The organism is Acinetobacter sp. T63 (assembly GCF_053852345.1).
Genome location: NZ_CM132659.1, coordinates 1,880,634 through 1,904,394 on the forward strand (window position 1 = coordinate 1,880,634; position 23,761 = coordinate 1,904,394).

The window sequence follows — 23,761 nt, forward strand, 5'->3', positions numbered from 1 at the left end:
ACTGGTTAAAAAAGGAATCCCCTTGAAACGTGTCATCTACCTGATTGCGCTGCTGTGCTGGCTATGCAGCTCGCTTGCGCATGCCACCTTATTATCTTTTAATCCTGAAACGGTTGAAGCAGAAGCCTGGACCGTGCTTGATCCACAATCGGGTCAGGTCATTGCAGAACACAATAGCCAGATTCAGCGCGCTCCGGCCTCGCTGACCAAGATGATGGTGGCCTATATTGTGCTCAAGGACATTCAGGCCGGCAAGCTGAACGTGGCAGATGTGCTGACCGCAACGTCGGTGGTGAAACAGGTGATGTGGGATGAATCCCAGATGTACCTGAAAGAAGGTGAGCAGATTTCTGTTGATCAGCTGCTAGCTGGTTTAATTGTGATGTCTGCCAATGATGCCGCCCTAACTCTGGCCGAACGGATTTCTGGCAGCGTACCGCAGTTCGTGGCACGTATGAATCAGGAAGCACAGGCCTTGGGAATGCAGCATACCCATTTCCAGAATCCGTCCGGGATTACCATGCCGGAACATTATTCTACCGCGGCCGATCTGGCCCGTCTGGCACAGGCGGTCGTCAATGACACTCCGGATTATCTCGCTTATTCCAAACAGACCAGTTTTACCTATAACCAGCGTTATCACCGTGCCACTAACATTCTGCTCAAACAGGACCCGACGGTGGATGGCTTGAAAACCGGTTATACCCGTGCCGCCGGTTATAACCTGGCGCTGACGGCCAACCGTCTCACCCAGAATTTTGATGATCCGAACCGGCGTTTAATTGTGGTGGTTTTGGGTGCCAAAAGTGCATTTAAACGCGCTGAAATTGCCCAGCAACTGATGAACATCAGTTATGCCTACACCCGCAACGAAGTGGCTTTAAAAAACAAGCAGCTGATTGCTGAGTTGCCAGTGGTAAAGTCGACCCTGAAAATGTTCAAGGTTGAAGTGCAGCAACCGAAAATTGTCACCACGTCTTTATATGGCGAAAATAGCGCGATTGATTTAAAACAGTTTGATGTGACCCAGCAGCGCCTGTTTGTTAACGATACCTTCGGTCAGACCCGACTGATTGAACCCTTAACCCAGACCGAAACCCATTTGAATGTCGAGCTGAAAGAAAAGTTACTGACGGCCCCGCTGGCACAGGTGATGCAGCTGGCCACCGTGCATGTTTATCAGAATAACCGCCTGATCAATACCATTCATCTGGAAGAAGAAGTACATATTGCCGAAGCCAGCCTGTTTGAAAAACTGCTGATCTGGCTAAAAAGCCTGTTTAGCTTTTCCTCCAAGGATGAAACCGCAGCCAAAACTTATCCGCTGGTTTAATCCTGTGAACAAGCACAGTGGAAATGCTACATGATGTAAGTTGTCGAACAATCTGAGCCATTTTCCTGACCGGGAGATGGCATAAATTGAGCCTGTTCTTGCATTAAAAATAACAATATAGGTTCATCATGTCAGCATTACATCGTATTGTGATTGTCGGTGGCGGCGCCGGCGGTCTGGAGCTTGCTACCCAACTCGGTCATCGTTTGGGTAAATCGGGCAAAGCGCAGATTATTCTGGTCGATCAGAAACTGACCCACATCTGGAAACCGCTGCTACATGAAATTGCAGCCGGCACGCTCAATCCGCATCAGGAAGAAACCAACTATTTTGTCCATGCTGCCCAGCATCATTATCAGTTTATATTAGGCACCCTGGTTGGCATTGACCGGACCCAGAAAAAGATTCAGCTGCAGGCACCGCAATTTTCCAAAAAAGAGCAGCCACCAAAGCAGATTGACGTGGACTATGATACGCTGGTACTGGCGCTAGGCTCCACTTCCAATGACTTTAATACCGAAGGGGTGAAACAGCATTGTCATTTTCTGGACAGCCTGCCTCAGGCCACGGTGTTTCATCAGGACTTGCTACACCTGTATTTAGAAGCCCAAAATCAACCGCAAAGCCGTGCCCTGAATATTGCCATTATTGGCGCCGGTGCTACCGGTGTTGAACTGGCGGCAGAGCTGTATCAGGCCAAACAGACTTTTGCCCAATATGGTTTAAACCGGATTGACCCGCAGCAGGTTCGGATTACGCTCATTGAAGCTGCCGACCGGATTTTACCAGCGCTGTCGCAGCAAATTTCCCGGCATACCCAAGTCCAGCTGGAGCGCTTTGGTATTGAAGTGCTGACCCAGCATCGGGTGGCCAAAGTCGATGAAGAACAGGTTTATTTTGCTGCAGGTAATCCGCTAGAAGCAGAAATTAAAGTCTGGGCTGCCGGAATTCAGGCCCCGGAAATTTTTAAACAGTGGGATGATTTTGAAAAAGATCATCTGCACCGTTTAAAAGTCTATGCCACCTTACAGACTTATACCGACCCCAACATTTTTGCCTTTGGCGATTGTGCCCATTGCCAGCCCAAAGCCGATGAACCGGTGCTGGGTCCGCGTGCGCAGGTGGCCAGTCAGCAGGCCAGCTTTCTGGTTCGTGCCCTGAGCCAGCACGTGAATGGGAAACCACTGCCGATGTTTAAATTCTCCGACAAAGGCTCGCTGATTTCTTTAAGCCAGCATACGGCCGTGGGTGAATTACTCGGTCGGGTCAATGTACAGGGCATAGTCGCCAAGTCGATGTATGTGTCTTTATACCGGCTGCATCAGGCCACCATTCATGGCTATACCCATGCCGGGGTGCTGACCGCCAAAGATATGCTCGGCAGAAAAATTGGCCCTAAAATAAAATTGCATTGAAATTTTATCGACTGCCCCAATATCTGGGAAAATGTCATAAAAAAGCCAAATGTGAGTTTTTTGAGTAAAAGTATTCAACAAATTTGCCTTTTCACTTTATGATGTACCCTTAGAAAACTAAATGGATCTATAACATGACTGCTATTGCAAATGACCTCGTGGTTTCTTTCCACTACACATTGACTAACGCAGAGGGTGAAACTCTCGACCAATCTCAAGGTGAACCACTTGCCTATTTGCATGGTGCGGGTAACATCATCCCTGGTCTTGAAAAAGCCCTAGAAGGTAAAACTGTGGGTGAAAAATTCACTGTAAACGTACCTGCTGCTGAAGGTTATGGCGAATACAACCCTGACCTGGTTCAAGAAGTTCCAGCGCAAATGTTCCAAGGCGTAGACAGCATTCAGCCTGGCATGCAGTTCCAAGCACAAACTGATGATGGCGTACAGATCGTAACGGTTAAAGCAGTTGAAGGCGAAAACGTAATCGTTGATGCAAACTTCCCGCTTGCTGGTCAAGACCTGACTTTTGAAGTTGAAATCGTAGAAATCCGTGAAGCGACTCAAGAAGAGTTAGACCACGGTCACGTACACGGTGTTGGCGGTCATCACCACTAATCTTGTGACAAGATGGAAAAGGCAAAGTCTGACTTTGCCTTTTTTTATGCCTGAATTTTAGTGGGTGAATAAACCATCACGATGCTGATTCGCCCGCTGCAGACAAGGCTTGGGCCAGATTGTGTTTGGCCTGTGCTTCATAATGCTGCTGGAAATACCGGGTCTGATATAGCGGTTGCATCTGATAAAACTGCATCAATACCGCACGGCGCTTGTGCTGATAAAGATTCTGCTCGACCCAGGCATATTCCTGACGAATCTGTTGCTGATATTCAGCAAAACGTACTGGCGGCGCAGCCAGAATCGCCAGATCAATATCCAGCAAGGCATTTAAATCTGGCTCATCACTAGGCTGATGCTGCCGGGTAGCAAGAATCCAGCGGCTCACGGTTTCGATTTGTGCTGCTGTTAAAAAATCTGCGCATAACTGCTGGCACAATGTCACACTTTGCGCTTCATTGTCCTGCGCTTTAGGATGATAGACCGCATCATGAAACCATAACGCCAGCTCGACCAGCGATGCTTGCTGCAACTGTGTGCGAATCTGATCGAAATGCTGCAGACATTCCAGAATATGCTGCACGCCATGATAGTGCCGCTGCGGCTCACTATAAGCCGCCAGCAGCCGCGCATACAGCTGCTGCGTCTGGCAGCGATTCAGCGCAAACTGCTGAGCGCAGCGTTGCCAATACAACTGAAAATCAGCAAGTTCTGGTTGCATGGCACGCACTCCCCTGTTTATGCGGCTTGCTCATCTCGCTTAAACACCAGCTCACCTTTTAGGGAGCTGTCAGCATCGAAATAATAGCCATCGCTATTAAAGCCTTTTAAATCTTCAGCGCGTTCAATTTTATTTTCGATGATATAGCGTGCCATCAGGCCACGGGCTTTTTTGGCATAGAAGCTGATGACTTTATATTTGCCATTTTTCTGGTCTAAAAATACCGGCTTGATGATTTCTGCCTGAATCTTGCTTTCTTTCACCGATTTATAATATTCATCCGAAGCGATATTCACCAGCAATTCAGACTTGGCCGCGGCCAGATCTTCATTGATCAGATCAGTAATGATGGTGCCCCAGAATTCATACAAATTGCTGCCACGCGGATTTTTCAGCTTGGTGCCCATTTCCAGACGATACGGCATCATTAAATCCAGCGGGCGCAATAAGCCATACAGACCTGATAACATGCGCAAATGCTGCTGTGCATAATCAATATCCTGATCCTTCAGGCTATAGGCATTCAGACCGGTATAGACATCGCCTTTAAAGGCAAACAGCGCCTGACGCGCATTGGAAAAATCAAAATCGGCCTGCCAGTCGCGGAAGCGTTCTACGTTTAAATTGGCGATTTTTTCGCTCACACTCATTAAATTGGCGATTTCTGAAGCAGATAGCGTACGACTAACGTCGATAAGTTCTTGTGAATGCGCTAATAGTCTTGGTAAGGTGTGGCTGTCGGTGGGTAATGCAGATTCATAATCTAAAGTCTTAGCAGGAGAAATTAAGGCGAGCATACACATCCTGATCAAAAAGTGGTTAAAAAATAATTAATCAAACTATAACAGTCAGCTTATTTTAATGCCAATCTGTGTTTTTCCTAAACATAATCGGTAAAATAATCGATTCTCCTGCCATTATTCGATTATCTTATGTCCGAGCAAATTTTCATTCCAGGTCCTGTGGGTCGAATTGAAGTTTTCGTAGATTATCCACAGGGTGAAGTGAAAGGATTCGCGGTTGTCAGCCACCCCCATCCATTGCAAGGCGGCACCCCGCAACACAAAGTTCCTGCATTATTAGCACAAATGTACCTAGAGCGCGGCTGCGTGGTATATCGCCCAAGCTTCCGCGGTTCAGGCCAGAGTGAAGGTGTGCATGATGAAGGCTTTGGCGAAACGGACGATATTCTAGAAGTCATCAAATATGCGCGCAGCCAGCACATTGGCCTGCCGTTCTATGCCGGCGGTTTCAGCTTTGGTGCGCATGTGATGGCAAAGAGTTATGCAGCGCTACCGGTTGAATTACAGCCAAAACAGACCATTTTATGCGGCTTGCCGACTGCGACAGTAGCTGGTGTACGTCACTATGTAACTCCTGAAATTAAAGGTGACATCCTGTTTATTCATGGCGAAGCCGATGATGTGACCCTGCTCTCGGACATGATTACTTGGGCCAAACCACAGCGTCATCTGGTTACCATTTTACCGGGCGCTAACCATTTCTTTACCGGCTATTTAAAACAGCTGCGGATTGCAATTACCCGCTTCCTGGCCTTAGGCTAAAGACAAAAACCCATCTGCTGATGGGTTTTTTTATGGGAGGAGATCAGTGACGGTACTGTTAATTTTAAAATGGATACAGACGAAATGGCTTCGCAATTCCAATCTGGGATTGTTTTAATTTTTCCATTCAAAGGCCGTAAAGTTTTCATCCTGTTTTAAGGTCTGCTCGACCGCCTGGGCCAGCTGATTTAGCAAGCTTTGCGATTCAATCCGGTCAAACCAGTCCTGCTCTTCTTCCGGATAAGACAGGATTTCACACACCAGTCGTCCTTCGGCATCGCGGCTTTCACAGCTCACGCTTAAGGGCAAAGGATGATCTTCCACACTAACCGCAATTTGTGCGCCACTTTGCGGCAGGGTTTCAAAGCCGTGCTGGTTTAACTGTCGGGCCAGCAAATCTGCCACATAGTTCTGGGCAATCTTACAGTCCTGTAATTCGGCCTTGTTATCACATTGTGCGGTAAACTGGAGTGTTTTCATAAACGACCCTACTGCTGTTCTTGTTGTATTTTTAGCATAAGCAATATAAAGCAAACAGCCAAGCAAAAGCTTGGCTGTTTTGGGTTATTTTTCTCTTTATTCGGTCACTTCAATCTGCAGACCGGCCTGAGCGGTCAATTGGGTAAAGGTCGGGAAGCTGGTCGCGACCGTTTCTGTACCCACAATTTTAATTACTTCCGAGTTACGTAAACCGGCAATCGAGAAGCTCATGGCAATACGGTGGTCATGATGTGACTCAATTTCACCGCCGGTGAACACAGGCGACCAGTCACCTGCTTTGCCCTTGCCTTCAATGATGATGCCATCTTCAGTTGGGGTACAGTCAATGCCCATGGTTTTCAAGCCATCTGCCATCACCTGAATCCGGTCAGATTCTTTGACGCGAAGTTCAGCTGCACCAGTCAATACAGTCTGACCTTCCGCACAGGCTGCTGCAATAAACAGCGCCGGGAATTCATCAATCGCCAGTGGCACCTGATCTTCCGGAATATGAATGCCTTTTAAGGTACGGCTGCCCTGAATACGAATGTCGGCAATCGGTTCACCACCGGCAATACGCTCGTTGGATACAGTAATATCTGCACCCATTTGTTTGAGGATTTCAATCACGCCAGTACGGGTCGGGTTAATGCCCACAGCTTCTAAAGTGACATCGGCATTTTCAGTAATGGCCGCGCCCACCATAAAGAACGCTGCAGATGAAATATCTGAAGGCACCTGAATATTGGTTCCCACCAGTTTACCGCCGCCTTGCAGGGAAATACGGTTACCTTCGGTTTTCACTTCATAACCAAAAGCACGCAGCATACGCTCGGTATGGTCGCGGGTTGGTTCCGGTTCAGTTACTGCAGTTTCACCTTCGGCCCACAAACCGGCCAGTAAAATTCCTGATTTCACCTGTGCAGAGGCCATTGGTAAATCGTACTGAATGCCTTTTAACTGCTGGCTGCCCGTAATTGACACCGGTGGCGTACCACGCTCACCTGTGGTCTGGATTTGTGCACCCATTTCACGTAATGGCTTGGCAATACGCTCCATTGGACGCTTGGACAAGGATGCATCACCGGTCATCACCGAATCAAAGGCCTGCGCCGACAACATGCCTGACAGCAAACGCATGGAGGTGCCAGAGTTCCCCATATACAGCGCGCCGACTGGAGCTTTGAGGCCCTGCATCCCCACACCGTGAATGGTCACTTCACCATTTTTTGGGCCTTCAATACTGACGCCCATATCGCGAAAAGCCTGCAAGGTCGCCAGTGCATCTTCACCTTCCAAAAAGCCGGTGACATGGGTGGTGCCTTCTGCAATTGCACCAAACATGATTGAACGATGTGACACAGATTTATCACCTGGCACAGTAAATTTACCCTGGAAATTTTTAGAGCCCGGTAAAATCGTAAATTGTTGTGTCACTTTATTGTTCTCCATCAACGGTTTTTTGGCCAGCATATGATTAAAATGCTGACGCGCTGCTTGAGCATGTCCCAGCAGGCCCATTAAAGCCTGCGAGTTTTCCTGTTCGATCAGCTGGCGCAAGATTGCCAGCTGTTGTTCAAAGCCATCGACTGCATTCAAAATTGCCTTTTTATTGGCAAAGAAGATGTCGTGCCACATTTGTGGATCACTGGCTGCAATTCGCGAGAAATCACGAAAGCCGCCTGCAGCATAGCGAAAAATATCTAAATTGTCTTCCCTGTTGGCCAGTTGCTCCACCAGGTTAAATGCCATTAAATGCGGAAGATGACTGGTATGTGCCAGCACTTCATCGTGCTTGTCCACATCCATACAGATCACTTCCGCTTTGGCTGCTTCCCACAGTTGAATCAGTTTATTGACCGCCCAATCCGCACTGGTCGGTAATGGAGTCAAAATCACTTTATGATTGGCGAATAAATCGACCTTACCGGCATGGACCCCGGTATGCTCGGCTCCAGCAATCGGATGCCCCGGCACAAAACCGGCAGGCAGTTGTTCACCAAAAACCGCTTTGGCTGCATCGACCACATTGCCTTTGGTACTGCCGACATCGGTCAGGATTGCATCAGGTTTTAAATACGGTTTAATCTGCTGCAATACGTATTCGGTGGCACGTACCGGCAAGGCCAGTACCACCAGATCAGCATCTTTCACCGCCTCGACCGGATCGCTATAACCGGCAGCAATTAAACCCAAGGCTTTGGCATCTTCTAGCGTTTTTTGCGAACGGGTCGATGCCACTACCTCATGAGCCAGCTGTTCAGCCTGAATCACACGCGCCAGACTTGAGCCAATCAGCCCAAGTCCAATAAAAGCGACTTTTTCAAACAGGGGTTGCGTCATGGCTTATGCCTTTGCGTCCAGACCTAACACCTTCGCCAGTGCAGTCAGGAATTTGGCATTTTCTGCTTCTGTTCCAATCGATACACGAAGATGGTTTGGAATACCAACCGGACGTACAATCACGCCTTCTTTGAGCAAGGCATTGAAGGTTTGTGCCGGATCAGCCTGTACATCAACCAGAATAAAGTTGGCACGTGAAGGCACATAGTTCAGGCCCAGTGCCTTAAAGCCCGCTTCCAGCTGCGCCATACCAGCCTTGTTCACTTCACGTGATTTTTCGATAAAGGCTTCATCTTTCAGCGCTGCTACAGCTGCCACCATAGCTAAATGGTTCACGTTAAATGGCTGACGGATACGGTTTAAATAGTCAGTCACCTGTACAGAGGCCAGAGCAAAACCAACTCGTAGCGCTGCCAGACCATAGCACTTCGATAAAGTACGGCTAACAATCAGGTTTGGATACTGATCCAGATATTTCAGGCTGTTGAAGTTTTCCGGGAAGTATTCCACATAGGCTTCATCCAGTACCACAATTACATTGGCCGGTACTTTCTGCATGAAGGCTTCAAATTCAGCTTCTTCAAACCAGGTGCCAGTCGGGTTATTCGGATTGGCAATGAACACCAGCTTGGTGTTGGCTTGAATGGCTGCAGCCATCGCCTCTAAATCGTGCGAGAAACCTTTGGCTGGTACTTCAATGGCCTGTGCATTAATGGCCTGAGTCACCAGTGCATAAACCGCAAAGGCGTGCTGGCTATATACGATTGAGTCCTGCTCGGACACAAAAGCGCGGGCAAACATTTCCAGCAGGTCATTTGAACCATTACCCAAAGTAATCCGTTCATGACCAAAACCAAACTGCGCTTCAATCTGGTCTTTTAAAATAAAACCACCGCCATCTGGATAACGACCAATTTCTGCCAGCTCGGCAGCCACGGCCTCTTTGACTTTGTCTGAACAGCCCAACGGGTTTTCATTGGATGCCAATTTCACAATATCGGTAATACCCAATTCGCGCTCAAGTTCACTGATCGGCTTACCTGGTTGATATGGCTTTAACTTAGAGATGCCTTCATTGGCTGGGACAAACGACATTTTTTACTTCCAGATTTACAGGTGAAAAGCAGCCGCATGCAGCGCACACGGCCACCAGAGAATTTTATAAAACTGCCGCCGGATAAGAGCCGAGTACACGGACTTCTTTCACCAATGGACGGATTTCTTCAATCGCAGCTTTAACATTGTCTTGCTCAATATGACCTTCCAGATCAATAAAGAACACATAGGCCCATTTTTCAGGTAAAGCCGGACGGGTTTCAATACTGGTTAGACTAATGTTGTGTTTGGCAAATGGCGCCAGAATTTCCAGCAAGGCACCGGCACGGTCATGTGCAGACACCAGCAATGAAGTTTTGTCATTGCCGCTTTGTGGCACTTTCTCACGGCCAATCACCAAGAAGCGCGTGGTGTTTTCCGGGTTGTCTTCGATATTGCTGTGCATGATTTCAAGATCATAAATGGTTGCCGCAATTTCAGAAGCAATGGCCGCAGAATGCCATTCATTACGAATACGGCGCGCCGCTTCACCATTGGAACTTAAAGCCACACGCTCCACCCCAGGATAATGCGCATCTAGCCATTTACGGCACTGTGCCAGCGTTTGCTGGTGAGCATAAATCTGTTTAATGCTGTCTTTACGGGTATTTGCAGAAATCAGGAACTGATGATGAATCGGCAATTCAACTTCGCCAATCACATTCAGATTTGAAGTTTTAAAGCAGTCTAAGGTATGGTTCACCACCCCTTCAGAGGAGTTTTCTACCGGCACCAGACCATAATGCGCACTGCCCGCTTCCACTTCACGGAATACTTCATCAATGGTTTGTAAAGGGCGCACCAGGGCATCATGACCGAAATGCTTGAGTACCGCAGAATGGGTATAAGTCCCAACAGGCCCCAGGAAGGCAATACTTTGCGGTGCTTCCAGTGCCAGACAGGCCGACATGATTTCACGGAATAAACGTGCCATGGTCTGGTCCGACAATGGGCCTTCATTGCGATCCATAACATTACGTAAAACTTGTGCTTCACGTTCCGGACGGTAAAACAGCGGATTCTCTTCAGCGGCAAATTTGGCTTTGGCCACCGCTTCTGCCAATCGTGCGCGACGGTTAATCAGTTGTTGAATCTGCATATCAACAGAGTCAATTTCCTCACGAATATTGTTCAGGTCAAGAGAAGTCGTTGTGTTTTGATCGTCGTTGATCATTGTTATGTCGCCCTTCATAAACGGTATGCAAACAGTATAACAATAGTTAGCTTTCAAATGTTGCGCAATACAACTTTGATTGATTCAGTCTTAAAAACAAACAGTTGGTTAAACTCTCTGCAACTTGTGAGACTGTTTATCAATTGAGCAGCTAAAGCTCATGAATAATTCTGAACAAGTCACGACGCTTTGCCTGTTTTTCCATCCAGAGTGTAGCGAATTTAAGCAGATGAAACAGGGTCTTTTTCCAATCAGCCGATAGCTTTTGCATCTGAATTCGATGAATAGTGATAGGATTTTGCAAGTTTATTGCGTAAACTGAACAGGCGTCATAATTACTTACATAGAAAATAACGCCCATAAATATTGAATAAAATTCCAGAAATTTTAACTTGAAAAAGAAATAAGAAAACTGGTTACAAAGCAGCAATGAAATTTTGCTTTTTCCCCTTTACTCTTTTATTTAAAGCAATTCGGAGAATAATAATGTCAAAAAGAATCGCGGTGCTGATTACCCATGATTATGAAGATGCAGACTATCCAGAATTGATCCACGCCTTCCGTGCAGCGCGGCATAGCGTGGTAAATGTTGAAAACAAGGCCGGCAATATTGTCTATGGTTATCAACGGCGCAGCTCGGTAACCATCGACCAAAGTATAGATGATGTGACCATTCATGATTTTGATGCGCTGCTGATTCCCGGCGGCCAATCTCCGGCACAACTGCGTGATGATCTGCGTTTTGTCGATTTTGTCCGAAACTTTGCCAATGCCCAGAAACCAATTATGAGCACCTGTCATGGTCCGCAACTGCTGATTCATGCCAGTGTAGTCAAAGGCCGGCGCATGACCAGCATTGCCCCGGTGATGCTGGAGCTGATGGATGCCGGCGCCGTGTATTTTGATGAGGCGGTGGTAAATGACAATAACCTGTATATTTCCTCACGCTCACCAGAAGACTTGCCGATTTTTATTCGGGAAAGTCTGCATGTGCTCAGCCTGCATTAAAATAGTCTCAGAAACACACCCACCAAAAAACACCCACCCAGTCGATGCTGGGCGGGTGTTTTTATTTGGTCTGATGTATAGGACTTAACGGCCCAATAAACCGCGCGCCACAATCTCTTTCATAATTTCATTGGTGCCGCCATAAATTCGCTGGATACGGGCATCGACAAAGAAGCGTGAAATTGGATATTCGGTCATATAACCATAACCACCAAACAGCTGCAGCAGCTGATCGGCCACTTTCATCTGCATATCGGTCGAGAAGCTTTTTAATGCTGCTGCGGTTTCAACATCCAGTTTGCCCTGCATATACAGCTCAACATTCTGGTTATAAAACGCAGCCGTGGCCAGCTCATCAATTTTAGCCTGTGCCAAAACAAAACGGCTGTTCTGGAACTGGCCAATTTTCTGACCAAAAGCCTGACGTTCCTGGACGTATTGCGTGGTGATGTCAATCGAACCGCGGATAGCGCCCAAGGCGGTGGCGGCAATCGCGGTCCGTTCACGTGGCAATTCCTGCATTAAATAGGCAAAGCCCTGTCCCGGCTGGCCCAGTAACTGTTCTTTAGGTACCTTTACATTATCAAAGAACAATTCCGAGGTGTCCTGAGCGTGCAGGCCAATCTTGTCGAGGTTGGTGCCTTTCTTAAAACCATCCAGATGGGTATCGACTAATAATAAAGACACGCCTTTGGCGCGTGCCTGCGGATCGGTCTTTACTGCCAGCACCACCAGATCGGCATGTTGACCATTAGAAATAAAGGTTTTAGAACCATTTAAAATATAATGATCATCCTGCAAAATGGCATGACTGCGCATGGCTTGCAAGTCAGAACCAGCACCCGGCTCGGTCATACCAATCGCACCGACCACTTCACCGCTAACCATTTTTGGCAGCCAGTACTGTTTCTGTTCTTCTGAACCAATATTTAAAATATACGGCGCAGCAATTTCTGAATGACAGGAAATACCGGTAGACAGTGCGCTATAACCAGCACGTGCCGATTCTTCCACCAGCATCAGCGAATAATGGGTCGGTACGCCATAGCCGCCATACTGTTCCGGTACATCTACACATAAAAAGCCGTTTTCACCCAGCTGGTTCCAGACCGAGCGCGGCATAATTCCTTCCCGTTCCCACTGTTCATAATGCGGGGCAATCTGTTCGCTCATAAAGCGGCGGAAGTTGTCACGGAATAATTCTAAATCTGCATCATAAGCCAGCATAGTCGATCCTTGTAGGGTACATTCTTGTTTTACATTCAGCCCCATGCTATGCATTTTTAAGCGTACTGTCATGGTCTCGCCCGGCTTTTTTATTGACTGCCAAGTAATAAAAAAGGAAGCCGAAGCTTCCTTTAGTCACCGCCCTGCTGTTAAGCCGAAGCAGATTGCTGGCTTTGTTCTGCCATCTTGCGGTCAATTTCTTCCGGATTATTTAATGCATATTGCAGCTTTTCCTGATCTAACTGACCGACCCATTTCGCTACAACAATGGTCGCCAATGAATTACCCACCAGATTGGTCAAGGCACGCGCTTCAGACATAAAGCGGTCAATACCCAGAATTAGCGCCAGACCGGCCACCGGAATATGACCCACAGCCGCCAGTGTTGCCGCCATCACAATAAAGCCTGAACCAGTCACCCCTGCTGCACCTTTAGAGGAAATCAACAGCACCAGCAATAAAGTAATCTGATGATGCAGTTCTAAAGGTGTATTGGTGGCCTGGGCAATAAAGATTGCGGCCATGGTTAAATAAATCGAGGTACCATCTAGGTTAAAGGAATAACCCGTTGGAATGACCAAACCCACCACCGATTTTTCACAGCCGGCAATTTCCAGTTTCTTCAACATACGCGGTAGTACCGATTCTGAAGATGAGGTCCCCAATACAATCAGTAATTCTTCACGAATCATGCGGATCATTTTTACGATACTGAAACCGGTCATACGCGCAATACTGCCGAGTATGATAAAAATAAACAGCACACAGGTCAGGTAGAAGCAGATAATTAACTGCGCCAGTTGCGCCAGACTGCCAATCCCGTATTTACCAATGGTAAAGGCCATCGCACCGAAAGCACCAATTGGCGCAACTTTCATGATCATGTTCACAATGTTAAAGAACACATGCGAAATCTGATCAATTAGTTTCAAGACCGGCTTACCTGCTGGCCCTAAACGGTGTAAGGCAAAACCAAACAGAATGGCAAACATCAGCACCTGCAGGATTTCACCTTGGGCAAATGCACCGACCACGGTATTTGGAATGATATTTAACAGGAACTCGACTGTAGATTGCGCTTCACCAGTTTCTACATATTTGGAAATACCGGTGGTATCCAAAGAAGCTGGATCAACGTTCATGCCAACGCCTGGTTTCCAGACGTTAATCACCACCAGACCAATAATCAGGGCGATGGTAGAGACAATTTCAAAATACAGTAATGCCACGCCACCGGTTTTACCCACCGATTTCATGCTTTCCATACCGGCAATACCACTCACCACGGTACAGAAAATCACCGGCGCAATAATCATTTTGATTAAACGGATGAAGCCATCACCTAAGGGTTTCAGCTGCTCACCCAGACCCGGAACATACTGTTCCACGCCATTAATAATTTGTGTGCCACTAGGAGAATAATGACCGACGAGAATACCTGCAATAATTGCAATAATCACCTGAAAGTACAGGGATTTATAAATAGGCTGTTTGGCCATAACAGATCTACTTTTGTTCTTGTCCAGAGGACAAATACCCTTGATTTTTTACCCACGACCTGTTCTGCCTGTTTTTAAAACAACAGGCATACGCTGCCTTGAGCCATGGCTCAAAACATTCAACGCTTTATTTTCATCGGCAAAAGTCGGACTTACTTTGAGCCGCCAAAATAAACAGGCTCAAACGCAAAAGCGGCTTTTAGAACAGGAGATGAGTAAAAATAAAAAACAATATAAAACGCTGCGAATTTTACCTAAAATTCAAATGTAGTGCTGCTAAAAACAGCGAGAACTGGCCAACTTTAAAGCAGAAACAGCTTAGACATTAGTCTAAATCCGAGCAAAGCATACGGTTTTTAAAAAACCGCAAACATGTGTATATTGTGGGAAGCGACCGGCGCCATTTATTTGAGATTCAGGCAGTTACATGAGCACGAAAAGAAACATTTATAAAGACGTTGAACATCCTTTTGCCCAGTACGTGCGTATTGTGGGAAAAGGCAAAAATGGTGCACGTTCCCTCACCTATGAAGAAGCCTATCAGGCCTTTTCCATGATCCTGAAACAGGAAGTACTCGATGTTCAGCTCGGTGCTTTTTTGATGCTGCTGCGGGTCAAGGAAGAATCGGTCGATGAACTGGCCGGCTTTGTTCAGGCCACCCGTGACCAGTTGCAGTTTAAAGCTTTAGATGTAGATCTGGACTGGTCCTCCTATGCCGGGAAACGCAAACATTATCCGTGGTTTTTACTGGCCGCGCTGACTCTGGCCAAACAGGGTTTTAATATTGTCATGCACGGCGCTGCTGGGCATACCATTAACCGGGTCTATACCGAACAGGTGCTGGAATACTTAGGCTATCCAATCTGCCAGTCAGATACGGAAGTCGAACAGCAATTACAGCAGCGTCATTTTGCCTATCTGCCTTTAGACGTGATTTCTCCGGTGCTGGCCGATTTGATTGCACTACGGAATGTAATGGGCCTGCGTTCACCTATTCATACTCTTGCCCGGCTGATTAACCCCTTTAATGCCAAAGCCACGGTACAGGCCATTTTCCATCCGGCCTATCGCAGTTCCCATCAACAGTCGGCGTTTAAACTGGGCTATCTGAACAGTGCGGTGATTAAAGGTGAAGGCGGCGAGTTTGAACGGAATCCTGATGCCAAAACCTTAATTTGTGGCATTCGTAACGGCGAGCTGTATGAACATGAATTGCCAAAGCTGACCGACAACCGCAGCCCGATTGAAGAAGAACTGGACCTGGCGGTATTTAAAGCCGTCTGGGAAGGCCAGCAATCGCATGACTATGGTGAAGTGGCGGTGGTGGAAACCATGGGCATCGCGCTGTATACCATGGGCGTCTGCGACAGTTTTGCAGCAGCCATGGACAAAGCACAGCAATTCTGGGCTGCGCGTTTAAATGCTTAAGCCACAAAAGACTGCCAATAAAAAAGGTAAGCCGCGGCTTACCTTTTTTGCATGAATCCGTTTCCTTAAAGTTTAAATAAACTTGATCGGCTGGAAATCTTCATTTTTGTGATGATCATCATCACATTGTTCACCTTCTTCCTTGGTGCCACGGTCGATATAACCGCTACGTTCAGTTTCCGGTAAATGCTGGATTTCCCAGGCATACACGGCCTGCATACAAATTTCGCGCTGCTCTTTGGTCAACGCCACACCATTCGGCCATTTACCAATCTCTACCGCGGTTTTTAGACGACCAACAATTTCAGGATTGAGTACGGCCAGCATCTGTTCAATATTCATCATAAATCCTGCTGTTGCAAAGAATCAAAATCTTGGTTCCAGCCGAGCTTGGTACGACATGCCATATAGAAGTCATAACCCGGTGGATGAAGTAGGTTTAACTTATAGGGATGCTTGCGGATATGCAAACTGTCCCCGACACTGAGTGAAACACTGTGCTGACCATCGGCACTGACCATTGGCAAGACACGGTTTTCACGAATCTGGATTTTAATTTCACTTTGTCCACCCACCACAATCGGGCGTGAAGACAAGGTATGCGGATGCATCGGCACCAGCACAATCGCATCCATACTCGGATGCACAATCGGGCCACCACCAGACAAGGCATAGGCAGTAGAACCAGTAGGCGTGGATACAATTAAACCGTCACTGTGCTGACGATAAACATACTGACCATCAATATTCAGGTCAAAATCAATCATGTGTACCGATTTACCGGAATGCAGCACCACATCATTTAAAGCCACTGCTTCATAAATGACTTCACCTTTGGAGCGCACTTCCATTTCCAGCAGGAAACGGCGGTCCAGCTGAAACTCGCCTTTTAATACCTGATCCAGCTTGAAGATGACTTCCGTGGGTTTAATATCGGTCAGGAAGCCTAAACGGCCACGGTTTACCCCGATGACCGGCGTATTGTATTTGACCAGCGCGCGCGCTGCATGCAGCAACGAGCCATCACCGCCGACCACAATCACCAGATCAACCACTTCGCCCAGCAAGGCGCGGCTGACGGTTTGGGTGTTCGGATAAGGGACCAGTTCTGCTGTTTCTGCATCAAATACCGGATGCAGGCCTAAATTCAGCAGATGATCATGAATTAAACTGAGCGTTTCTACGACCGAAGTTTTGCCAGGACGTCCAATCAATCCGATATTACGAAAGTTCTTGTGTGAAATTTGCACCTACGACATCGCTCCGCTACGATCCGTTGACTATAATAGCACTAACCCGAATGTTTTAAAAAAACTTTAGAAATCTGAATCCAACCGTTTTTTCTCCTCGATTGGCCGCTTCATTCACAGATTAAATATTGCAAATTATGTAAAAGCTTCGCATGATTAGCCTAATTTCTTAGGGTTTTATTGCGATTTATGAAGTCTGAACGTGGCATAGGTATTATTGCACTTCTATTTTGTATACTGGTGATTGGGGCATTTCTGGCATTAAGTATCTACCTGATTCGATTAGATAATATTGTTAGAGATAAATTTGAAGGACAGCGCTGGGACATTCCAGCCAAGGTCTTTGCTCGTCCGCTGGAAATCTATACCAATGCACCGCTCAATAAAGCCGATTTCGTGCAGGAATTAAAACTTTTAGGCTATAAAAGCGCAGAAAGCTATAACAAAACCGGCAGCTATGTCGATGCGGGTGATACCTTGTTTGTACATACCCGCGGCTTCGATTTTGGTGAAAGTGTTGAACCGGAACAGGTGCTCAAAGTCAGCTTTGCCAATAACCAGATTGCTGAAGTCAGTGCAACCAAACCATCGACTACCGGTATTGCCCGTTTAGAGCCCATGCTGATTGGCGGGATTTATCCGCAGCACAATGAAGACCGGGTGCTAATTAAACTGAACCGGGTGCCAAAACCGTTAATTGAAGCCTTAATTGCCACCGAAGACCGTAATTTCTATCTGCATCATGGGGTGTCGATTCGTGGGACTGCGCGTGCTATTGTCAGCAATATTACCGGCGGTAAGCGTCAGGGCGGTTCGACCCTGACCCAGCAACTGGTGAAAAACTTTTATCTGACCCCGGAACGTACATTAAAGCGTAAAGCCAATGAAGCGCTGATGGCGATGCTAATTGAGCTGCATTATGACAAAGATGAAATTCTGGAAGCCTATTTAAATGAAGTGAACCTGGGTCAAAACGGTAACTATTCTATTAATGGTTATGGTCTGGCCTCACAGTTCTATTTTGGTCTGCCGCTGCGTGAACTGAATATTGCCCAGCAGGCTTTCCTGGTTGGTCTGGTGCAGGGACCGTCTTTATATAATCCATGGCGTAATCCGGAAGCGGCCGAAAAACGCCGCAATATTGTATTGAACAATATGCTGGTGATGGGTTATCTAACTCAGGAACAGTATGAAACCGAAACCGCGCGTCCGTTAAATGTGATTGCCAAACCGACCATGGGCCCTGCCCGCTTCCCAGATTTTCTGGACATTGTGCGCCGTCAGTTACGTGCTGAATATCAAGAAGGTGATCTGACCAATCAGGGACTACGGATTTTTACCACTTTAGACCCAATTGCACAGACCAAGGTACAAAGTGCATTTAAAGAATCAGTAAACCGTCTGGCCAATGCCAATCCGCGCCGTTTAAAAGATTTGCAAGGTGCGGTGCTGGTGTCCCATCCTGAAAATGGTGAACTGGTGGCTGCAGTCGGCTCTACCCAAGACTTTACCGGCTTTAACCGTGCGCTGGATGCCAAACGTCAGGTCGGCTCGCTATTGAAGCCAGTCATCTATTTAAGCGCGCTGGAATCGGGTCGCTATAACTGGGCCAGTCCGGTACAGGATACCGAAATCAGTATTCCATCTGCCGGCAAGTCATGGACACCGCGTAATTACAGCGGCAGCGAACATGGCGTAGTCCCGATGGCGCAAGCGCTGGCCAATTCCTATAACCTGTCGGCGGTACGTTTGGGTCAGGAATTTGGTCTATCGACCTTCCGTAACCATCTGATTAAATTTGGCGTCAGCAGCGAAAATATTCCACAGTATCCGTCCATTTATCTAGGCGCGGTCGATTTATCACCTATGCAGGTGATGAATATTTATGGCAACTTTGCCACCGGTGGTTTCCAGTATCCAACCAAAGCCATTCGCGCGGTGGTCGATTCTAATGGTCGTCTGCTCGAACGTTATGGCCTGTCGGTACAGCAGACCATTGAACCGTCTGCGGCCTATATGCTGAATTATGGCCTGCAACAGGTAATGAGTGCAGGAACCGGACGTGCAGCCTATAACAGCCTGTCCAGCGATTTAAAACTGGCCGGTAAATCGGGCACCACCAACGATACCCGCGACTCCTGGTTTGCCGGTTATTCGGGTAACTATTTAAGCGTGGTCTGGTTAGGGCTGGATGATAACAAAGTCACCGGTTTGACAGGTTCATCGGGTGCCCTGCCGGTGTGGAGCAATGTGATGCGTCAGCTGCGCCAGAAGCCGGTGAATCTACGCCAGCCGGACAGCGTACAGTGGCACTGGATTGACCGTGACTCTGGTCACTTGTCGGCTCAAGGCTGTGCTGGTGCGATGTATATTCCGATTTATCGCAATCATGTGCCGCGTCAGGCCACCGCCTGTGGTTTACCGCATTATCAGGTTGAGCCGGTTTACAATCCGGATACCGAATATTACCAAGCTGTACCTGAAAGCAGTGACAGTATCGAGAATTATATCCAGGAAAGTGAAGCCGAGATGGAAAGACAACTTTCCGAAAATGATGCACGCATCATTTCAAGCGGCAGTTATACACAATAAGTGGACCCTTAATTAAATGACCTTGAAATATCTGATCTTGGGGATGGGACTGGCTGGACTGGTGGGCTGTCAAAGCCTGCCGGAATCCAAGCCGGCACCGCAACCGGACCAAGAAAAAACGACTGAACGAAAAACCATTCGCACACCCACCGGCGTGGTGATTCATCCTTATGAACAGGAAGAAATTCAGCGCAAGAAATTACAGGTCGTGGTTCCTGAACAAAAAGTACAGCAGCGTTTTGAAGATGGCCGCTCTTTACCAGCGTTTAAGAAACTGATGCAGCAGACCCAGACGGCTTATCGTCAGGGACAATGGGCGCGTGCCGAAGCTGCCGCCTTACAGGCACAGCGTCTGGCACCGCAATCGGCTGAAACCTATATGTATTTAGGGCTGGTGGCGAACCAGAAAAAACAGTCCAAAAATGCAGAAGCCCTGGCCCGCCGTGGTCTGAGCTATGCACAAACACCGGCGATGAAACGCCAATTATGGCTGATTATTCAAAAAGCCGGCCAGCTACAAAACAATAGCCGTACCGTGCAACAGGCACAGCAAGCGCTGAAACAACTTTAGGCTGAAGCGCTATCCAACGCATCCATAAAGCGGATCCCGGCAATACCATAGGCATGGTGTTGCTGGGCCTGCGCCAAGTCCTGCCGATGCATCCCGCCTAAGGCAAACACCGGAATATCGACCTGTTTGGCCCAGTTCTGAAATTGTGCCCAGCCTAATGCCGGAGTATCCGGATGGCTGGCTGTTGGCAGCACCGGACTTAAAATTGCAGCATCACAGCCAATATTCTGCGCATGTTGTAAGGATTCCAGATCATGACAAGCGGCAATATAACGCTGACCAGCCTGCAGGCTGCCCTTGTGCAATTGCATACATTGTTGCTGCTTTAAATGGATGGCAGCGACTGAGACCTGCTGCACGCTATTCAGCTGCTTCCACAGCTCCAGATTAACAATTAATGATTTTAAACAGCCAATATTCTGCTCGGCCAGCTCAATACTGCGTTCCGGTGCCGGCGCAACTCGCCAATACAGTAGTTGCTGGGTATCCGGGGTATCCAGACAGTTTAAGTCTTCACTAATTTTGATACATTCAGGCCAGTAGAGTCGTTGCAGCATACGCTGGTTGGCTTGCGGAAAATTTAAACGGGCCAAATCCTGCCGTTTATACCAGGTCCACGGCTGCTGGATGTCTGAGAGCAGCGCCGCCGGCACAAAAGCATGGAAGATATGCAAATTGACAATCACATCTTCATATTCATGCCGGATAAAATCAAACTCATACCACTGGGTCAGGTCAATGCCTACTTCTTCGCGCACTTCACGGCGACAGGCCTGCACCGGCGTTTCATGCTGTTCTACCTTACCACCGGGAAATTCGTGCTTATTGCCCTGATGCTGTTTGGCCTCGCGCCAGCCGACCAGGACCTGGGTCTGATGCAATAAAATCCCAATCGCGATATGTAGATGTGGCTTTGACATGAAACGTCCTGTTTTTGAAATATGAGCAAGTGTAAGCAAATTTATACTTTTTATAAATTCCCCAAATCAAGCGTTGACAGATATATTTGATAATGATTATCATTTATATCGTTCAACATACACCACGGAGTCGAAGGAATGAACGCACCATTTAGCCTGTTTAGCCGTAATGCAGATCAACAGCATGCCTTACCAATGTTACATTCTAATAACCTGTTTGCTCTCGGTCGTGAAATTCGCATCATGCATGCCGGAGAAGAATACCGCCTACGCCTTACCCGTAATAATCGCCTCATTCTCACCAAATAAGAACAATATCTGAATAATAATAATCGTGGGAAGCAGCAGTATGAATCAGCGCATACTGCTTTTTAACTGCCCATGCGTATCTCAAGATTGAACTCAATGTTGTTATTTTCGATTTTGTTATTTTTGCTTCACACCGGGCAAACTCAGTTCCACCAGTAAACCGCCTAAAGCTGAACGGCTAAACTGCAATTGGCCCTGATGCAGGCTGATAATCTTTTTACAGATCGAAATACCAAGACCACTGCCTTGGGTTTGTGTGCCCAGCGCCCGATAAAAACGCTCACCCAGACGTTGTAACACCTCATCACTGATCTGTTGACCATTATTTTCAATACACAGCTGCACCTGTTCAGCATCACCATTGATACTGACCACCACCTCACCCTGTTGCGTGGCATAGCGGATGGCATTGTCGATCAGGTTACGGATACAGGTATATAGCAATTCCGGATTGGCCTGAATGATCGCCGGTTGTAGCTGCAAGCGCGGTTTAATCTGTTTTTCCAGACTAAACGGTGCCAAGGCCTCGAGCACATCCAGCACCAGCTTTTGTAAATCAACCTCGGTTATAGGCAAGTCTTGTAGATGTGCCGGGTCTAAACGCGCCAGTAATAGCAGATTCTCCAGTACCTGAGTGCCGCGGTTGACATCGCGTTGAATCTGGGCCAGATCTTCCGCTAATTGCGGTTGATCCTGATATTTGCGTTTTAACACCTGCAAACGCATTTGAATGGCAGAAAGCGGCGAACGCAGTTCATGCGAGGCGTCAGAAGTAAAACGCTGCTCAGCTTCTAAAGAATGTTCCAGCCGGCTAAGCAAACGGTTTAACTGCTGCACCATCGGCTGTAATTCCAGCAATTCTGGCTGGGTGCTTTGTACCGGACTCAGATCCTGCACATGCTTTTGCGCAATTTGCGCAGATAAGGCCTGTAAAGAGCGGAACTGTTTATGAATGGCAAAATGCACAATGCCCCATTGAATCAGCCACAGTAAAATTAAAATCGCGGCATAGCCCAGACCGGTGGCCCAGATTTCCTGAAAACGGACATTCATTTTCTGGGTCATCAATACGCTTAAGTCATCATCACTGGCCACATAAACGCGCCATAAACGCTGATTCGCCCAGACAAAGGAAAATCCCTCTTCCTGCTGTGTGATTGTAGCTGGTGCTAAGGGAAAATCTTCTGTTTCGGTCAAGGTCTGCTGGCCCAGTCGCAGCTGATAATGCATCTTGAACTGTTCAGTGAGTTCATCGACCTGCTCGCCGGCGCCACTGCTAATATCCTGCAATAACAGCATATCGGCCGCTTCATCCATGATTTCATCTTGCAGCTGCATGGTCTGATAAATTGACACGGCAAACAGCAGCACCAGTGCCAGCAGGCCGGCAATCATGGAACTCAGTACCGAGGTTTTAACTAGGGTTTTCTGTAAAGAAACCGCACCCGTTTGCTTCATTTACGCCTGTTCCTGCTGCATGCGATAGCCCAAACCGCGAATGGTTTTAATTAAATGGCTGCCAATTTTTTTACGCAGCTGATAAATAAACACTTCAATGGCATTGCTTTCAATTTCATCACCCCAGGCATACAGCGATTCTTCCAGCTGCTCCCGGGTTACCACATGCTCGGGCTTTTGCATTAATTTATACAGAATCTGAAATTCCTTAGCGGTTAAATTCACCGCGTGGCCATCCTGGGTTAAGGTTTTGGCTTGAGTATCTAACAGCAAATTGGCAAAACGGATCTGATGATCGGGCTGAGTCTGCCGGGTGCGTAACTGGCTGCGCACCCGTGCTGACAGTTCTTCCAGACTAAAAGGCTTGACCAGATAGTCATTGGCGCCTAAATCCAGTCCATCGACCCGGTCCTGAATGCTGTCTTTGGCGGTAATAAAAATCACCGGGGTATCCAACTGTTTACGGCGCAAAGCGGTCAGAATTTCATCGCCGGTATTGCCCGGCAGGCCACGATCCAGCAGCACACAATCATAGTGATGCTGCTCAATGGCCAAAATGGCATGATTGCCACGCTCGACCCAATCGACGTTATAACCGTCCATTTCCAGCCAGGTTTTAATACTTTCTGCCTGAGAGGCGTCATCTTCTGCCAGTAAAATACGCATTGGTTCTACTCTAGCCTTTTTTACATCATGCCTGATTTTTCACAAGATTCAAAAAAACCACATGCATGGAGCATGTGGTTTTGCGTGGA

The 23,761-nt window shown here is 47.4% G+C and carries 23 protein-coding genes; 10 read left to right on the top strand and 13 right to left on the bottom strand.

Going from position 1 to position 23,761, the window contains the following annotated elements; genetic code table 11:
* Nucleotides 1-22 precede the first annotated feature (22 nt).
* The 3 genes from ACVLR6_RS09105 to slyD all read left to right on the top strand — a co-directional run bounded on the left by ACVLR6_RS09105 (nt 23) and on the right by slyD (nt 3,365).
* Entirely contained in the window at nt 23-1,333 is a 1,311-nt protein-coding gene (locus ACVLR6_RS09105) for a D-alanyl-D-alanine carboxypeptidase family protein (protein WP_168391057.1), read from the top strand.
* A 128-nt stretch (nt 1,334-1,461) separates the two neighbouring features.
* Nucleotides 1,462-2,748 (top strand): NAD(P)/FAD-dependent oxidoreductase, encoded by a 1,287-nt coding sequence (locus ACVLR6_RS09110; RefSeq protein WP_016659164.1) that lies wholly within the window; start codon nt 1,462-1,464, stop codon nt 2,746-2,748.
* A gap of 134 nt (nt 2,749-2,882) precedes the next feature.
* Complete coding sequence (gene slyD, locus ACVLR6_RS09115) at nt 2,883-3,365, top strand: peptidylprolyl isomerase (RefSeq protein WP_005178991.1); 483 nt, start codon at nt 2,883-2,885, stop codon at nt 3,363-3,365.
* 76 nt (nt 3,366-3,441) lie between these two features.
* Here slyD and ACVLR6_RS09120 read toward each other — a convergent pair whose 3' ends face one another.
* Both ACVLR6_RS09120 and yaaA read right to left on the bottom strand, forming a co-directional pair.
* On the bottom strand, nt 3,442-4,086 hold the full coding sequence (locus tag ACVLR6_RS09120; protein ID WP_455995063.1) for an HD domain-containing protein: 645 nt from the start codon (nt 4,084-4,086) through the stop codon (nt 3,442-3,444).
* Nucleotides 4,087-4,103: 17 nt separating this feature from the next.
* Nucleotides 4,104-4,883, bottom strand: a complete 780-nt coding sequence (yaaA, locus tag ACVLR6_RS09125) for a peroxide stress protein YaaA (RefSeq protein ID WP_168400283.1) — start codon at nt 4,881-4,883, stop codon at nt 4,104-4,106.
* Between the two features lie 135 nt (nt 4,884-5,018).
* Here yaaA and ACVLR6_RS09130 point away from each other — a divergent pair, with 135 nt between their 5' ends.
* Nucleotides 5,019-5,651 (top strand): alpha/beta hydrolase, encoded by a 633-nt coding sequence (locus ACVLR6_RS09130; RefSeq protein WP_005178998.1) that lies wholly within the window; start codon nt 5,019-5,021, stop codon nt 5,649-5,651.
* A 114-nt stretch (nt 5,652-5,765) separates the two neighbouring features.
* Here ACVLR6_RS09130 and ACVLR6_RS09135 read toward each other — a convergent pair whose 3' ends face one another.
* From ACVLR6_RS09135 to pheA, 4 genes are all read right to left on the bottom strand, one after another.
* Nucleotides 5,766-6,131 (bottom strand): hypothetical protein, encoded by a 366-nt coding sequence (locus ACVLR6_RS09135; RefSeq protein ID WP_016659168.1) that lies wholly within the window; start codon nt 6,129-6,131, stop codon nt 5,766-5,768.
* Between the two features lie 96 nt (nt 6,132-6,227).
* Nucleotides 6,228-8,474: a bifunctional prephenate dehydrogenase/3-phosphoshikimate 1-carboxyvinyltransferase gene (locus ACVLR6_RS09140; RefSeq protein ID WP_168382034.1), complete on the bottom strand. Its 2,247-nt coding sequence runs from the start codon at nt 8,472-8,474 to the stop codon at nt 6,228-6,230.
* A 3-nt stretch (nt 8,475-8,477) separates the two neighbouring features.
* The gene (hisC, locus tag ACVLR6_RS09145) at nt 8,478-9,569 is read right to left on the bottom strand and encodes a histidinol-phosphate transaminase (RefSeq protein WP_005179004.1); all 1,092 of its coding nucleotides are present in this window, start codon (nt 9,567-9,569) and stop codon (nt 8,478-8,480) included.
* A gap of 64 nt (nt 9,570-9,633) precedes the next feature.
* Nucleotides 9,634-10,743, bottom strand: a complete 1,110-nt coding sequence (pheA, locus tag ACVLR6_RS09150; protein WP_005179005.1) for a prephenate dehydratase — start codon at nt 10,741-10,743, stop codon at nt 9,634-9,636.
* Between the two features lie 486 nt (nt 10,744-11,229).
* Between pheA and ACVLR6_RS09155 the strand changes: the two genes are divergently transcribed.
* Nucleotides 11,230-11,751, top strand: coding sequence for a type 1 glutamine amidotransferase domain-containing protein (locus ACVLR6_RS09155; protein ID WP_127801412.1), 522 nt, complete (start codon nt 11,230-11,232; stop codon nt 11,749-11,751).
* 84 nt (nt 11,752-11,835) lie between these two features.
* Here ACVLR6_RS09155 and ACVLR6_RS09160 read toward each other — a convergent pair whose 3' ends face one another.
* A complete protein-coding gene (locus ACVLR6_RS09160; protein ID WP_075166939.1) occupies nt 11,836-12,978 on the bottom strand; it encodes an acyl-CoA dehydrogenase family protein in 1,143 nt (380 codons plus the stop codon).
* 149 nt (nt 12,979-13,127) lie between these two features.
* Complete coding sequence (locus ACVLR6_RS09165) at nt 13,128-14,477, bottom strand: dicarboxylate/amino acid:cation symporter (protein WP_045794853.1); 1,350 nt, start codon at nt 14,475-14,477, stop codon at nt 13,128-13,130.
* A 40-nt stretch (nt 14,478-14,517) separates the two neighbouring features.
* Between ACVLR6_RS09165 and ACVLR6_RS09170 the strand changes: the two genes are divergently transcribed.
* The gene (locus ACVLR6_RS09170) at nt 14,518-14,748 is read left to right on the top strand and encodes a hypothetical protein (RefSeq protein ID WP_127800009.1); all 231 of its coding nucleotides are present in this window, start codon (nt 14,518-14,520) and stop codon (nt 14,746-14,748) included.
* 156 nt (nt 14,749-14,904) lie between these two features.
* Entirely contained in the window at nt 14,905-15,906 is a 1,002-nt protein-coding gene (locus ACVLR6_RS09175; protein ID WP_005179013.1) for a glycosyl transferase family protein, read from the top strand.
* A gap of 72 nt (nt 15,907-15,978) precedes the next feature.
* On the opposite strand, the gene ACVLR6_RS09180 is transcribed toward ACVLR6_RS09175, so the two are convergent.
* Both ACVLR6_RS09180 and ACVLR6_RS09185 read right to left on the bottom strand, forming a co-directional pair.
* Complete coding sequence (locus ACVLR6_RS09180; RefSeq protein ID WP_005179016.1) at nt 15,979-16,248, bottom strand: YeaC family protein; 270 nt, start codon at nt 16,246-16,248, stop codon at nt 15,979-15,981.
* Entirely contained in the window at nt 16,248-17,156 is a 909-nt protein-coding gene (locus ACVLR6_RS09185) for an NAD(+) kinase (RefSeq protein ID WP_005179018.1), read from the bottom strand. The genes ACVLR6_RS09180 and ACVLR6_RS09185 overlap by 1 nt, the downstream gene beginning before the upstream one ends.
* A 189-nt stretch (nt 17,157-17,345) precedes the next feature.
* Between ACVLR6_RS09185 and mrcB the strand changes: the two genes are divergently transcribed.
* Nucleotides 17,346-19,748, top strand: coding sequence for a penicillin-binding protein 1B (gene mrcB, locus ACVLR6_RS09190; RefSeq protein WP_104472396.1), 2,403 nt, complete (start codon nt 17,346-17,348; stop codon nt 19,746-19,748).
* 16 nt (nt 19,749-19,764) lie between these two features.
* Entirely contained in the window at nt 19,765-20,319 is a 555-nt protein-coding gene (locus ACVLR6_RS09195) for a hypothetical protein (RefSeq protein WP_075166943.1), read from the top strand.
* On the opposite strand, the gene ACVLR6_RS09200 is transcribed toward ACVLR6_RS09195, so the two are convergent.
* On the bottom strand, nt 20,316-21,239 hold the full coding sequence (locus ACVLR6_RS09200) for a thiamine phosphate synthase (RefSeq protein WP_455995068.1): 924 nt from the start codon (nt 21,237-21,239) through the stop codon (nt 20,316-20,318). The genes ACVLR6_RS09195 and ACVLR6_RS09200 overlap by 4 nt on opposite strands.
* 138 nt (nt 21,240-21,377) lie before the next feature.
* Between ACVLR6_RS09200 and hemP the strand changes: the two genes are divergently transcribed.
* Nucleotides 21,378-21,548, top strand: a complete 171-nt coding sequence (hemP, locus tag ACVLR6_RS09205) for a hemin uptake protein HemP (protein WP_016659175.1) — start codon at nt 21,378-21,380, stop codon at nt 21,546-21,548.
* 117 nt (nt 21,549-21,665) lie between these two features.
* Here hemP and ACVLR6_RS09210 read toward each other — a convergent pair whose 3' ends face one another.
* Complete coding sequence (locus ACVLR6_RS09210) at nt 21,666-23,006, bottom strand: sensor histidine kinase (RefSeq protein ID WP_016659176.1); 1,341 nt, start codon at nt 23,004-23,006, stop codon at nt 21,666-21,668.
* The gene (locus tag ACVLR6_RS09215) at nt 23,007-23,672 is read right to left on the bottom strand and encodes a response regulator transcription factor (protein ID WP_005179040.1); all 666 of its coding nucleotides are present in this window, start codon (nt 23,670-23,672) and stop codon (nt 23,007-23,009) included.
* Nucleotides 23,673-23,761 lie beyond the last annotated feature (89 nt).